The 14,410-nt window shown below is 47.8% G+C and carries 10 protein-coding genes; 9 read left to right on the top strand and 1 reads right to left on the bottom strand.

Annotation, left to right across the window (positions count from 1 at the left end; translation table 11 throughout):
• Positions 1-30 precede the first annotated feature (30 nt).
• The 9 genes from KE626_RS18040 to KE626_RS18000 all read left to right on the top strand — a co-directional run bounded on the left by KE626_RS18040 (position 31) and on the right by KE626_RS18000 (position 13,791).
• A complete protein-coding gene (locus KE626_RS18040) occupies positions 31-1,623 on the top strand; it encodes a Na+/H+ antiporter (RefSeq protein ID WP_211974322.1) in 1,593 nt (530 codons plus the stop codon).
• A 55-nt stretch (positions 1,624-1,678) separates the two neighbouring features.
• Positions 1,679-2,197 (top strand): hypothetical protein, encoded by a 519-nt coding sequence (locus tag KE626_RS18035; protein ID WP_211974321.1) that lies wholly within the window; start codon positions 1,679-1,681, stop codon positions 2,195-2,197.
• Positions 2,198-2,205: 8 nt separating this feature from the next.
• Positions 2,206-2,988: a hypothetical protein gene (locus KE626_RS18030; protein WP_211974320.1), complete on the top strand. Its 783-nt coding sequence runs from the start codon at positions 2,206-2,208 to the stop codon at positions 2,986-2,988.
• Positions 2,989-3,060: 72 nt separating this feature from the next.
• On the top strand, positions 3,061-3,951 hold the full coding sequence (locus KE626_RS18025) for a LytR/AlgR family response regulator transcription factor (protein ID WP_211974319.1): 891 nt from the start codon (positions 3,061-3,063) through the stop codon (positions 3,949-3,951).
• 216 nt (positions 3,952-4,167) lie between these two features.
• Positions 4,168-6,918, top strand: coding sequence for a TonB-dependent receptor (locus KE626_RS18020; protein ID WP_211974318.1), 2,751 nt, complete (start codon positions 4,168-4,170; stop codon positions 6,916-6,918).
• 21 nt (positions 6,919-6,939) lie between these two features.
• The gene (locus KE626_RS18015) at positions 6,940-8,211 is read left to right on the top strand and encodes a parallel beta-helix domain-containing protein (protein ID WP_211974317.1); all 1,272 of its coding nucleotides are present in this window, start codon (positions 6,940-6,942) and stop codon (positions 8,209-8,211) included.
• Between the two features lie 26 nt (positions 8,212-8,237).
• Entirely contained in the window at positions 8,238-9,293 is a 1,056-nt protein-coding gene (locus KE626_RS18010; RefSeq protein WP_211974316.1) for an SO2930 family diheme c-type cytochrome, read from the top strand.
• A gap of 300 nt (positions 9,294-9,593) precedes the next feature.
• Positions 9,594-11,972: a TonB-dependent receptor gene (locus KE626_RS18005; RefSeq protein ID WP_211974315.1), complete on the top strand. Its 2,379-nt coding sequence runs from the start codon at positions 9,594-9,596 to the stop codon at positions 11,970-11,972.
• A 145-nt stretch (positions 11,973-12,117) separates the two neighbouring features.
• Positions 12,118-13,791, top strand: coding sequence for a serine hydrolase (locus tag KE626_RS18000; protein WP_211974314.1), 1,674 nt, complete (start codon positions 12,118-12,120; stop codon positions 13,789-13,791).
• Positions 13,792-13,939: 148 nt separating this feature from the next.
• Here the strand turns inward: KE626_RS18000 and KE626_RS17995 are convergent, their stop codons facing one another.
• Positions 13,940-14,401 (bottom strand): hypothetical protein, encoded by a 462-nt coding sequence (locus KE626_RS17995; RefSeq protein ID WP_211974313.1) that lies wholly within the window; start codon positions 14,399-14,401, stop codon positions 13,940-13,942.
• Between the last annotated feature and the right edge of the window lie 9 nt (positions 14,402-14,410).

Here is a 14,410-nt window from a genome sequence, read left to right as displayed (position 1 = left end):
AATTAAGAATCAAAATCTACTGCTGCCTATATGCTCACACATGTCGTTGAATATATTCTGTTGATCTTTATTATCCTGTTCCTGGTAATGCTGGCGCAGAAATTAAAAATAGCCTATCCCATTGTACTTGTATTGGGTGGGCTGGTGTTAAGTCTGTTTCATTTCCTGCCTTCCATTACTATTAACCCGGAGTTGATCCTGCTGATATTTTTACCCCCATTGCTGTACGAAGCCGCCTGGTATACTTCGTGGAAAGAGTTTTGGCGCTGGCGCCGGGTGATATCTGTTTTCGCTTTCCTCATCGTTATTGTTACTTCGCTGGTGGTAGCGCTCGTGTCTAATGCGCTGATACCGGGGTTCACACTGGCCCTTGGCTTTTTACTGGGAGGTATTGTGTCGCCCCCGGATGCAGTTTCTGCTACCACTATTCTCAAATATGTGAAAGTGCCCAAGCGCTTGTCGGCCATTCTGGAAGGAGAGAGCCTGATGAACGATGCTTCCAGTTTGATCGTATTTTCTTTTGCCCGGGTGGCGGTAACAACAGGCGTATTTGTAGTGCGTGAAGCAGCGATCAGCTTTGTTGTGGTGATTGCCGCCGGTATTGCCATTGGTTTGCTGGTAGGTCTTTTGTACTATGCAATACACCGGTGGCTGCCTACGGGTACGGAAATGGATGTACTGCTAACGCTCACCGCCCCTTACGTAATGTATATAGCGGCAGAGTCTTTCCATGGTTCCGGTGTGCTGGCCGTGGTAAGCGGAGGTCTTTTCCTGTCGGCCAGGAGCCAGCGGATACTGAACTACCGGAGTCGTTTGCAGGGCGCTAATGTATGGTCCACGCTCGGGTTTCTTTTAAACGGATTGGTGTTCATGCTGATAGGGCTGGAGCTGCCGGTCATTATCCGGGAACTGGGCACTGTTAGTTTAGGCGAAGCAATTAAGTACGGGGTGATCATCACCGGGGTACTGATTGTCACCAGGCTGCTCTCTACTCTTGGCGCCTCCGTTTTTACGGTGTTTATCAGCCGGTACATCACCACCGCCGATAACCGGCCCGGATGGAAAGGTCCTTTGCTGCTGGGCTGGGCAGGTATGAGAGGAGTGGTGTCATTGGCAGCAGCCTTATCCATTCCCGTATATATGGATAATGGTGTGCTTTTTCCACAACGTAACCTCATCCTGTTTATCACCTTCACCGTTATCCTGCTCACCCTCGTGGTACAGGGACTCACCCTGCCGGTGCTGATCAGGTGGGTGAAGATGGAAGACCCGGATAATCACCTGCCGGAAGAAGAACAGGAAAGGGTTATCCGGGAAGAATTATTACGGGAAAGCGTGCGATACCTCGATACCCATCATAAGAATGCGATAGAAACCAATGCCGCTCTGCAGCAGCTGCGGTACGACCTGGAGCACCATCCATCCGTATCGGTCAACAACCGGCTCGATGGCATAGATCCTAAAGAATACAAAAAGGTGTATCTCAAGATGCTGGAACACAAGCGGCAGGTGCTGCATGAGCTGAACAAAGATCCCCGCACCGAGCATGAACTGATCCGGAAATTTCACGAGCTGGTAGATATAGAAGAAGAAATTGTAAGAATGAAGTACGCAAATATCTGATCACGGCTACAGGGGAACGCCCTTCAGTATTCCACATAATTTGTATCTTCCGGCCATGAAAATGAGTCAATACCTCCGTCAGGGGAAGTCCGAAAACTACCAGGACGCAGAAGATAAGGGATTGCTGAAAGCGGGAGAGGTAGCGGCTTTGCTGTCAAAGAAGTTTAATGTAAAAATAGCGGCCCGGGAGCTGGAGCCCTTTGCGACTGAATGGCATCACGCGGGCGTTTTTAAGAGCGCCGCGGGCCAGGCGCTGCGGGGGCGCAAAGTGTATTTCTTTTCAGCAAATGATGCGGATGGCATCTCCCTGGAAAAAATACTCGCTAACAGGCATAAAGCAACGAAGAAACCTGTGCCGGATACCGGCACCGTACAGGGCTGGTATCCGCAGTATTTTCGTATGACCGATCCTGTTACCCGCCGTACATTTTCCAAACCTTTTATAGGCATCTATAAAGGCCCGGCCAACAAGGCGCCCAAAGGTTTCAAAGCATTGCCCGATGAGGCTTTTGCCATCGCGGAAAAGCAGCGGAACAAAGAACTGAAACCTGGAGAACAACCGCTTTTTAAATAATTGCCGATATGTTATCCCGTACCATTATCCTGGTTACCTGTAGCCTGTTGCTGCACCTGTATGCATTCAGCCAGCATTTTGCCAAAAAGGATTTCGATATTGTCAGCAATGCTGTTGGTACCGAAAAAACGAAAAGCGGCCTGGTAAAGCGACTGGACGCCTTGCTCAAAAATTATATGCCATCGCGAAGTGGGGTAGGAATGCCGCTTAATCGTAAGCTGGAAGACGATTTTTATCACCAGCGTATCGCGGTAAGATTTTACCCCAATAACTTTTGCATCAACCTTCTCACACGGAACGACAGTATTTTTTTAAGCACCATCTATTTTACTGATAGCCCGTTTGCCGGAATGGGAGGCTTTACATACGCCGACAGTACCATGCGGGAGATACGGTATAATAACGCAGTGATGGCAGTTTTTCTGAAAACGCGTAATGGATTTTATCATTCGGCCAAAACAATCACGGAGGCAGCCATTGAGCTGTCCGGTAATGAAATGTATGCGATGAGATGTGGCGACGGATTACCATTCACGGAAGAAGGAAAGCGGATCCGTAAGCTTGTAGAAGAGGAAGATCCGCTGCCGGAGATTGCCAGGATGCTGCAAAGCCTGTCATGTGAAGTACAGGCCTATGGCGTAACGGCTATTGATATGCTGCTGGAGAAAGGCGTTGCGATAGATAACCTTAACAGTAAATTGTATCGGCATATTGTTAAAAGAAATGCTGTTGTTATCACCTGTTCCGGTTGCCTGGCCGGCCTTACTGAAAAAATATATGACAAAAGATAGTCACCACCATTTTACCGTCCACCGGAATCCGGCTTTTTTTACTTATCTTAAATGGAGAAAATCATCCACGATATGAAAAGCTTGAATACTTTGCCTCTTATTGCAAAATATGCTGCAGAGCAACCCCGCTTTACTTTACTGGACTCTGTTGCCAACAGGATTTCACTGATCGCTTTCTGCAGCGTTTTCAGCTTCCTGTTTATGTATATCTTCCTGCCCTTTAATATCAATATCTGGTACGAAGGGCAACACCTGTCCCTGCTGCCGTTATTCCTCATATTTACCCTGTGCGGGGTGGTGGTACTCGGTGTTACCCAATTCCTGCTGGCGAAAATGAAATGGCGCCGCAAACTCACCAGCGCTACCTATGGCTGCTGGTTCCTGGGAGAAGTGCTGCTGGTATCCTTTATGGTCACCGTAGTGAATGTATCCATTACCGATACCTTCTTCTTTACCTGGACCGAATTTATCAATACGCTTCGCTATACTTCCCTGATCCTGCCTTTGCCTTATTGCATCTGCCTGTTATGGTTTTTTACCCGGGAAAAGATGGTGCAGCTCAAAAGCCTGGAAAAGGAACAAACCATTGCTCCTGTAACCAAAGCGGACGACAGCTGTATCCTCATCCGCGATGAACATGATAAGCCCGTTTTAACCCTGCACCCCGGCAAATTGCTGCTGATGAAAGCAGAAGATAACTATGTGCAGGTTTTCTACCTGTCGGGCAACACCATTTGTAAGGAACTGATCCGCACTTCCCTCAAGAAACTGGAAAGCGCTTTACCTCCGGGTACCTTTGTACGTGCTCACCGCTCTTACCTGGTGAACCTGACCAAAGTGGTGCTTTTTAAGAAAAATGCAAAAGGACATTACCTGGAACTCGAGGGTTTAACCGATATTACCATCCCCGTATCGGCCACATTTTTGCCCGCCTTCCAGGAACGTTTCACCCCGGCCGCCTGATTTTACCCCCAATAGCCCCTATTTCGCCCCAAAGTCACCACCACTGCAGCTGCCGCTCATGGTATTTTGGTAATATCGAGGGAAGGAATTAAGAATTAAAAATTACGAATTACGGCTAAAACAGCAAAGACCAAAATCGTCCGCTACTATCTACCAGTCAAATCGCAATTCATAATTCGTAATTCCCAATTGCCAATTATTTTAAATCCCTGCCCGATGTTAAGATCCATTATTGTAGGTATGGTTTGCCTGCTGCTGTTACAATATGGCGCAACAGCGCAAATCATCATTTCAGGAAACGTCCGCAACAGCGTCACACAGGAAGTGGTTCCGGTGGTATCCGTTACCATGAAGGAGGCACCCAATGGAGACTACACCAATGACCAGGGGAACTTTAAATTCTCTACCAGGAAAAATTATCCCGTTACCCTTATACTGTCATCGGTAGGCTATGAAACAAAAGAAATCACCATTTCCGGCCCCGGCTTCCAGCGGGTAGCACTGTCCCCCGCCTCTGTGCTGGGTAAGGAAGTGGTGGTTTCGGCCAGCCGCTTTGTACAAAAGAAAATTGAATCACCCGTTACCATTGAAAGAATCGGCACCAAAGACATCATTAATTCCCCGCAGCCCAGTTATTATAATATGCTGCAGGGCCTCAAAGGAGTCGACGTAACCACCTCCAGCCTGATGTTTACCACCATCACCACCCGCGGGTTCAATACCAGCGGCAATACCAACTTCACCCAGATCGTTGATGGTATGGATAACCAGGCCCCCGGTCTGAACTTCCCCATCGGGGCTATTATCGGGTTAACGGAGCTGGATGTGGACAACCTCGAGGTGCTTTCCGGCGCCTCTTCCGCATTATACGGCTCCCGCGGACTGAACGGCACCATGGTAATGACGGGTAAAGATCCCTTCAAATACCAGGGACTCAGCGCCCAGATCACCCAGGGGGTTAACCATATCAGCAAGGGGAAGTCGAATGACCCGCTCGGTCCCTCTCCTTACTACGACTGGACCGTTCGCTGGGGGAAAAAGGTGAGCGATAGGTTTGCCTTTAAGATAAATGTGCAGTACACCCAGGCGAAAGACTGGATGGCCAACGACACCACCAACACCAACGGCCCCGGTGGCCCGCTGCAGGACCCTAATTACAACGGGGTCAATATATATGGCAGCAGAACATCTGTAGATATTAACCCATTCCTGGAAGGCGCCCTTCAGCAGGTACCCGAACTGGCGCCCATCATCAACCCGATGCTGGCAGAAGGCAACCACTACGTGGCCCGCACCGGTTATCCCGAATATGGGTACCTGAGCAGCGATGCCAAAATGTTCAAAGCCAATGTGGAACTGCGTTATAAAATAAAGCCCAAACTGGAAGCGATCCTTTCCGGCACCTACGGCCAGGGTAACGCAGTATACAGTAACGACACCCGCTACGCGCTGAACAGCTTCCACCTGGGACAGTATCGTGCAGAACTGAAAGCAGAACATTGGTTTGTCCGCGCCTATACCAGCCGCGAAAATTCCGGTCATACTATTATTGCTATGCCCACAGCGCAGCTGATCAACGAAGCCTGGAAACCCAGCTACGACGGTAATACCGGCGACGGCTGGTATCCGCAATACACCAGCGCCCTGCTGGAAGCCATGTCGCAGGGAAAAAGCTATATAGACGCCAGTAACCTGGCCAGAACATTTGCCGACCAGGGCCGCCCTGATGCCGGCAGTCCGCAGTTCCTGCACCTGAAAGACAGCATCTCCGGTATACCCACCTCAAAAGGAGGTACCCTCTTCACCGACAGAAGCCGCCTGTTCAATGCAGAAGCCCAGTACAATTTTACGCATCTCGTAAAATTTGCGGAACTGATCGCCGGCTTAAACTATCGCCTCTACCGCCTGGATTCGAAAGGCACCTTATTCCCCGACAACGACTCACCGATCGATGTGGCGGAATACAGTGCTTATGCCCATCTCACAAAAAAAGTAATACATGAGAAACTAAGCCTGGCAGCCGCTTTCCGGTACGATAAAAATACCCTGTTTGCCAAACCGCGTATTACTACCAGGGTATCGGCTGTGCTGGAAGTGAACAAGGAAAGCTTTATCCGCTTCTCCTACCAGAATGCTTACAGCTTCCCGTCTAATATACAGTCGCTGCAAAGCACGCCGGTAGACTATAACAGCTTTGCCTCCGGCGGATCGGACCGGCTGCTCAACGGGGTATATCATTTTAACCAGTACCCCGCCTATACGCTGAGCAGTGTGGATACTTTTAAACGCACAAAAAATCCGGCCGACCTGAAACAGTTTGCCCTCAACGATATCAAGCCCCAGTCCGTAGATGCGTTTGAGTTAGGTTACTCCTCCCTCATCGGCGGCCGCGTACTGATAGATGTACTGGGTTATTATTCTACCTGGAAAAACTTCATCGGTTATGTTAACGTAGCCAATACGCCCGGCAGCACCGATCCCAACGACTTCCTGGATCACAGCAAATATATCCAGTACAATATTGCCTATAACGGTGCAGAGAAAGTGAATACCTATGGCTATGCCGCCAGTGTTAGCGTGGATTTGTCGCACCATTTCCTGGCAAAAGCGAACTTCTCGTCCGACTTCCTGAAAAACAGGAACAACAGCCAGGTAAATAACTTTAATACGCCCAACTATAAATTCAATATCGATTTCGGGAACACCGGTTTTGGTAAGAAAGAACGGTTCTCTTTCAATACCACCTTCCGCTACCGGCCGGCTTACTTCTACCAGATTGGCTTTGGAAGCGGTACTGTGCCTGCATCCGCAGTAGTAGATGCCCAGGTAAGCTATCGCCTGCTGCAGGCTCATTCTACCATTAAACTGGGCGGAACCAACCTGACCAATGTTTATTACAGAAATGGATTTGGTAGCCCTGCTATTGGTGGAATGTATTACGTAACTTTTGCTTATAACGTTTTCTGATTTTTAAAAACAAACCCATATATGAAACGATATCATATCTTTTTAGCTTTGTTAGCCTTGTTGGCGGCCTGTAAAGGCCCGGAAGTAAAGGAAACCGGGGGGTATAAAACCCGCCTGAACTTCGGCCCCGGCGATGAAACAAAAATTGCCGAAGCCTTTTTATCGCTGACAGACAGCAGCAGCATTACTTTGAAAGAAGGCATGTACAAATTTGATAACCTGAGCATCGCGCAGGTAAAGCATATCCTGATCCAGGGAGCTGGTCCCGATAAAACCATCCTCGATTTTTCGGCCCAGAGCCAGGGTGGGGAAGGTATCCGGGTAACGGATGTGAAAGGCTTCAGCATCGACGGACTCACCCTGCGGGATTCCAAAGGCGATCTGATCAAGATCAACAAAAGTGAAAATGTGGTGATCACCAACCTGCATGCTATCTGGTCAGTATCTGATTCCACCAGTGGGGGCTATGCTATTTACCCGGTGATGTGTAAGAATGTGCTGGTGGAAAACTGTTATGCACAGGGCGCTTCCGATGCGGGCATTTATGTAGGACAAACAGACAGCGCCATCGTGCGGAAATGTAAGGCCTTTAAGAACGTGGCTGGCTGCGAAATTGAAAATACCTCGCATGCACAGGTATACGATAATGAGTTTTGGGGCAACACCGCCGGCTTCCTCATTTTTGACCTGCCCGACCTGTCGAAACGCGGCGGCTTTGTTAAAGCATACAACAACTACTTCCACGACAACAACGAAAAGAATTTCGCCAAATCCGGCAGCTTCGGTTCTACCTGGGGCGTGGGAAATGCCGCTCCCGGCAGTGGAGTGGTGATCCTGGCTGCTTCAGACATAGAACTGTATAATAACCGCATCATCAATAACAACTCCAGCGCCATTTCTGTGGTATCCGGATTTTTTATAGATGAAAACGCCGGTGCAAAAATGAATGACCACTATTTCCCTATACCTAAAAATGTATATATCCATGATAATACCATGGAAGTAGGCAGTGCTTTTCCGCCGGCAGTATATGAGCATCATACCGGTAAAATACTGGTGGGTATAGAGCAGAAACTCAATGCAGACGACCCTGCCCGTAAAAATGCGCGGTTACCCTTCATCACCTACGATGGTATCACCACCAACATTTTAACCAAAGGCACCGCGGTCAACCCTGATTCGCTCTGTATTAAACAAACAGGCACCAATTTATTCGTGAATGTGGACGCCATGAATATGACATCAAAAAACTGGCGCCCTTCCACAGATGTGACGCCATATGTTTGTAAATAGTGTTTATTAAAATTTTTTTTAGGGAGATGAGGAAGCCTTGTTTAATGATAGGTTGTTTAATAAGCTGGCTGGCCGTTTCGCAGAGCTGCCAGCAAAGGCCGGCGCCTGCCGCTGCGCAGGGGGCGTTTCAGTTCAAAGAGAAATTATCTGATTATGGCTTCTTTACCGGTGCGCTCAAAGCCCTGCAGCCACGAAAAGGCGTGCTGAACTATGAGCTGTCAACCCCGCTGTTCACCGATTATGCCTTGAAAGACCGGTTTATTGTACTGCCTGAAGGAAAAACTATGCAGTACACGACCCATGGGGCGCTGGATTTTCCCGATTCGACATTCATCGTGAAAAACTTTGCGTATACCAACCCGGCCCACGAAAAGATGATGATCGAAACCCGGTTACTCTTTAAAGACCCGGCAGATAAGCAGTGGAAGGTTATGAACTACCTGTGGAACAAGGAACAGCTGGATGCCGACAAATGGATATTGGGAAAGAAGATCCCGATTACGTTCCTGGACGATAACGGCCGGCAGCAGTCCACCATGTACCAGATGCCGAATACCAACGATTGTAAACGTTGCCATATCAACAACAGTGTGCTCACCCCGATAGGACCCAAGGCGCGTAACCTGAACTTTGTGCGTAAAGGCCAATCGCAAAGCCAGCTGGCGCAATGGGCTGCCAACGGTCTGCTCGCCGGTTTGCCCGCTATGGATCAGGTAGCGCAGCTGCCCGATTGGAAAGACAGTGTTCACTTCACCGTCAACGAACGTGCCCGTGCCTACCTCGATGTTAATTGTGCTCATTGCCATACCCAGGGCGGCGATGCCTTCAACACCGGTCTTTTCCTTGAATACGAACAAACCGGGAAAGACCATCTTGGAATCATGAAATCACCCGTTTCCGCCGGTGGTGGCGCCGGAGGCCTCGACTACGATGTTGTTCCCGGCGACGCCCTCCATTCCATCCTGGCCTACCGGATGAACAGTGTGGAACCCGGTACCGCCATGCCCGAGCTGGCCCGCACCGTAATTCACAAGGAAGGGGTAGCGCTGATAAAGCAGTGGATTGATCAAATGCGGAAATAATGCAGGGAGCTTATCTTGCCCGGGATTTTTTCTTGCCCAGGATTAAACTGATTTTGATGATTTATATGATTTTTTATTGTGATTATAATTTGATTTAAAAGACCATGTAAAATATAGCAAAATTTACTTATATATTACATAATCTTTTAAATCAAATTATAATCACAATAAAAAATCATATAAATCATCAAAATCAGTTTAATCCTGGGCAAGATAAATTTCCCGATTGCGTAAATGGTTTTCCCGATCCGATTATCACTATAGCCGGCTTTGCCGTTCCTTTGCGCAAAATTACTATAGTTGAGATACTTTTACTTTATTATCAGCCTCGTTTTAATCAACCTGACAGTATTCGCTCAAAGCGGTACCATCAAAGGAAAGATCAGTTCAGCCGACGGACAACCGGCAGCATTTGTGACCATTGGATTAAAAGACACTAAAAAGGGCACGCTCACCGATGAGAATGGCCAGTTTACAATTAAAAATGTGAAGCCAGGCAGCCAAACCCTGGTCATCTCTTATACCGGTACCAAAACCCTGTACAACCAGGTAACCGTTGGCGCCGACCAGGTAACTGCAGTGAACTTTGCACTGGAAGCTACTTCCAGCCAGCTGAACGAAATTGTGGTGGATGGTACAAAAACAAGAACTATCAATAAAAGACCCGTAAGCATCGGTAAATTACCGATACCTGCAATGGACTTACCACAAGGTGTGGCCATCATAGGCCATGAAGCACTGGAAAATCAGCAGGTGCAGAGGATGAGCGATGTGGTAAAAGATGTGAACGGTGTTTACATGGCCTCTACAAGGGCAGGTACACAGGAATCATTCAACGCCCGCGGATACGGATTTTCCAGCTCCAATATGTTCAAAAACGGCGCCCGTGTGAACTCCGGCGTAATGCCCGAAATGAGCTCCCTGGAAAGAGTGGAAATCCTGAAAGGAAGCGCTGCTATCCTATACGGTAACGTATCTCCCGGTGCTGTAATGAACATGGTGACCAAACAGCCTAAGTTTAACTTTGGCGGTGAAGTAAACCTCAGAGCCGGCAGCTACGGCCTGTTAAAACCAGGATTTGATGTATATGGCCCGCTTACTTCAAAAGTGGCTTACCGTGTAAATGGTACTTTCGAAACTGCCGACAGCTACCGCGATAAAGTACATTCCAAACGCTACTACATCAATCCTTCCCTGTTGTTCAAATTGAGCGACCGCACAGAATTGCTGGTGCAGGCCGACTACCTGAAACACGACTTTACACCTGATTTCGGTATTGGCTCCATTGATAATACCCAAATAGCAGACGTACCACGCAACAGCTTCTTTGGTACCCCATGGCAGTATGCGCACACGCAGCAAACTACTTCTTCAGCTAATATCAAACATAAGCTGAATGATAACTGGACCTTAAACGGCATGATCTCCTATCAGAAATACAACCGCGATTATTATGCTGTTGAAAGAATACAGGCTGATAAGAACGGTAAATGGGGCCGTCCGTTAAACAGGGCTTATAATGATGAAGAATATTACCTCGCACAGGTAGACCTGAACGGTAAATTTAAAACCGGTAGCATGGAACATACCGTGCTCGCAGGTGTGGATGGCGACAGGTACTATACCACCGCTTATTCTTATAACCAGCCTACTGCTTACGATACCATCAACATCCTGGATCCATCGTTATACACACCACGTACCGATATTCCTGCGGCCAGCAGAATTAAGAGCGTAACCACCCCTGTAAACCGCTTTGGCGCCTATGTACAGGACCTGGTAAGAATTACGCCGAAACTGAATCTCCTGGCAGGTGTCCGTTTCTCATACCTGCAGAATGAATCTCCGGTTACGCTGGACTATAAAACAGGGGCTACTACAAAAACCAATGCAAAATATGATCATGCATTTTCACCACGCGTAGGACTGGTTTACAAACCTACCGCTAACATGGCCGTGTTTGCAAGCTACGCCAACTCCTTTACGCCCAACAGCGGAATTGATATCGATAGTAATGTGTTGAAACCATCTGTTATTGACCAGTTTGAAGTAGGGGTTAAAAACGATTTCCTGAAAGGACTGTTATCTGTAAACGTAACCGCTTACCGCATCAAAAACAACAATTACGCACAAACAGCGCCATTTGATAAAGATGGCAAACCAAATAACAATACCAACTTAAAAGCACTGATCGGCGAAACCCTCAGCCAGGGCGTGGAACTGGATATCGCGGGTCATCCGCTGCCAGGCCTGGATGTGATTGCCGGCTACAGCTATAACAATATCACCATAGAAAACGTTCCGGGTGGAACGGGCAGTTCTATCGAAGGAGAACGTTTGGTAGGTAATCCAAATCATACCGCCAATGCAAGTCTGTTCTACACTATCCAGAAGTCGGCCGTAAAAGGACTGAAATTCGGAGTAGGATACTACTATATCGGTCAGCGTTATTCAGGCTGGAACAACACAGTGGGTCAGTCGCAGAAATACAGCCGACTGATCTCCGTACCTGGCTTCTCTACACTCGACCTGAGCGCCGGGTACAACTTCAAGCGTTTCGGTGTAATAGCGAAAGTATCTAACATCACAAATACCTACAACTATTACGTACACGAGAACTACAGTATCAACCCGATACCGCCTACCCAGTTTACCGGAACAGTGTCTTACAAGTTCTAAAAATTATCATGTTACCTATAACAACAGCCGGCTCTTAAAAAGGGCCGGCTGTTGTGTTTTTATATTACTCAGATCAGGATCTGAGCAATGGATTTTTATGATGTTTACTGCATTCACAGCAGTTTTACAGCTATAAAAATTTTGTATGAAGAAGAAGATCCTGTCTATCTTATTAAGCTGCTGCACCGCCTGGCTTTACGTACCCGCACAAACGAAAATGGCCACACAGCTGGACCACCTCCTGGCAGATGCCATTCCCGCGGAAGATCCCGGTGTAGCTGTTCTTATTGCACAAAAGGGAAAGGTGGTTTATGAAGCCGCTTTTGGCAGCGCCAACCTGGAACTCCGGACGCCGCTGACCCCCAATATGGTGTTCCGCATCGGATCGGTGACCAAACAGTTTACCGCGGCAGGCATCCTTCAGCTGTTGGAACAAGGCAAAATATCGCTGCAGGACAGTATACAGCAGTACCTCCCGGATTTTCCCACTAAGCGGGCAACTATCACCATCGAAAATCTATTGACCCATACTTCCGGTCTTACCGATTATACTTCCATCGACAGCCACGATCCATTTGTGGAACGATGGGATTTAACCCCCGGATTCCTGGTTGACCATTTTAAACAAACGCCGCTGGAATTCACCCCTGGCAGCCGATACGGCTACTCCAATTCCAATTATGTGTTGCTGGCCCGCATCATCGAAAAAGTAACCGGCAGGTCTTATCACGACTATATCACAGAAAAGGTGATTAAAGCCGCGGGCTTGACCAATACCCGTTTTGCCGCGGAAAAAAACATCGTGCCGCTTCGTGTTACCGGTTATACCAGGGATAATGGTTTCTTTGAGAACTGCTACTACCAGACCATTTCACTGGGCTACGGCTGCGGCGATCTTCTTTCCACAGTAGGGGATCTTTATCAATGGAACAATGCCCTGCTGGCAGGTAAGGTATTGCAACCAGCCACCCTGGAAAAGGCATATACGCCATACCGCTTATCCGATGGGAAGTACAGCAGTTATGGCTACGGATGGTTTATTGATCAGCAGGAAGGCAAAAAATGTATACACCATGAAGGGCAAACAAGCGGATTTATTGCGATGGAGAAATACTTCCCCACGGAAGACATTTATCTGTCTATTTTAACTAATGTAAAATCCGGCGAAGACAAAACAGATTTCAGCGATAAACGGTTTGCCTTATTTCAGCAAATTACAGGACTGGCGCTGGGTACACCATCTTTCTCAGCAATTAAAATGAGCAACCGCCTGCTGGATAGCTATACCGGTACCTACCAGTCGGGCAAACAAGTCATTACGATAGGTAACAAAAAAGGAGTGTTGTTTTGCGACGCCTCGATGGAAGGCAATTTTAAACTTGTGCCTGTAGGAACGGATAAATTCATCATCCAAAATATAAAGCCGGTTGTGACCTTCGAATTTGTAAAAGATAGCGCCGGCAATGTAGTGGAATTTATTTCTACACAGCAGGCCAGTTTTGATTGGCTCAAACTGGTGGCCGCCGCTGATAACACTGTAACCGGTCCGGTCGCTGACCCGCTGAAGCACTACGCAGGCAAATACCAGCTTCCCTCCATGAGCAATACATTTATCACGATAACTGTTAATAATAATAAACTGTTGTTCTCTACCACTACGCCTTTGCCTGACGCAGCATTGTTACCGGCGGGGCCGGACAAGTTTAAATACAGGACACCCGGTTATGACTTCCGGTTTGAATTTATCCGGCAGGCCAATGGAGAGGTGCAGTCACTGAGGGTTGTGCAGGGGGCGGTTCATTGTCCGAAGATTAGATGAGGTGCTTTCTTGCCCGGGATTTTTTTTGCCCAGGATTTAAATGATTTTGAGGATTTACAGGATTTTTCTCCCTGAAATTGTTTAAATAAAATCCTATAAATCCTCAAAATCATTTAAATCCTGGGCAAAAAAATCCCGGGCAACAGCACTACCTGCACGCCCCCGCTTCCAGCGGGATACTATCAAATTTCAGCTGGTTGTTGTCCGGGCTGAATACCGGCAGCCCCTGGCTGTCGATACTATCGGGTAAGGCTTCGAAAGCCTGTTCTTTAGTGACTTTAAATATCGCCGGCCGGCTGCTTTCCACGCCTTCGCTCAAAAAAATGTATTTACCGCGGATGATGCCGTTGTGGACGATTCCTTTGAACTCGCCCCGATTTTTATCTTTCTCAAAAAAATTATATACCAGGGCGCCTGTTGCTACACTATCCTGGTAACGCAGGGTGAGTTGGATAGTGTCCCTGCCAACGGTTTTTTCATAGCAATTGACTTTCTTTTCAGTTTCTGCAGGTAATGAATCTGTCACTACGCCGCTTTGTTGTTGTCCTTGCTGGTGGCAGGATAAGAGGATGCCAGCCCCTAGCGCCAGTACTATATAAGGTGTTTTCATAAATTGAAA

Source organism: Chitinophaga hostae (assembly GCF_018224885.1).
GTDB classification, from domain to species: domain Bacteria; phylum Bacteroidota; class Bacteroidia; order Chitinophagales; family Chitinophagaceae; genus Chitinophaga; species Chitinophaga hostae.
The sequence above is the reverse complement of the archived record's forward strand: the minus strand, read 5'-3'. Positions and strand labels throughout refer to the sequence as shown.

Bases quoted from the DNA above. Each gene is read 5' to 3' on its own strand.
- KE626_RS18040 (WP_211974322.1), top strand. From the start codon at position 31: ATGCTCACACATGTCGTTGAATATATTCTGTTGATCTTTATTATCCTG.
- KE626_RS18035 (WP_211974321.1), top strand. From the start codon at position 1,679: ATGAAAATGAGTCAATACCTCCGTCAGGGGAAGTCCGAAAACTACCAG.
- KE626_RS18030 (WP_211974320.1), top strand. From the start codon at position 2,206: ATGTTATCCCGTACCATTATCCTGGTTACCTGTAGCCTGTTGCTGCAC.
- KE626_RS18025 (WP_211974319.1), top strand. From the start codon at position 3,061: ATGAAAAGCTTGAATACTTTGCCTCTTATTGCAAAATATGCTGCAGAG.
- KE626_RS18020 (WP_211974318.1), top strand. From the start codon at position 4,168: ATGTTAAGATCCATTATTGTAGGTATGGTTTGCCTGCTGCTGTTACAA.
- KE626_RS18015 (WP_211974317.1), top strand. From the start codon at position 6,940: ATGAAACGATATCATATCTTTTTAGCTTTGTTAGCCTTGTTGGCGGCC.
- KE626_RS18010 (WP_211974316.1), top strand. From the start codon at position 8,238: ATGAGGAAGCCTTGTTTAATGATAGGTTGTTTAATAAGCTGGCTGGCC.
- KE626_RS18000 (WP_211974314.1), top strand. From the start codon at position 12,118: ATGAAGAAGAAGATCCTGTCTATCTTATTAAGCTGCTGCACCGCCTGG.
- KE626_RS17995 (WP_211974313.1), bottom strand. From the start codon at position 14,401: ATGAAAACACCTTATATAGTACTGGCGCTAGGGGCTGGCATCCTCTTA.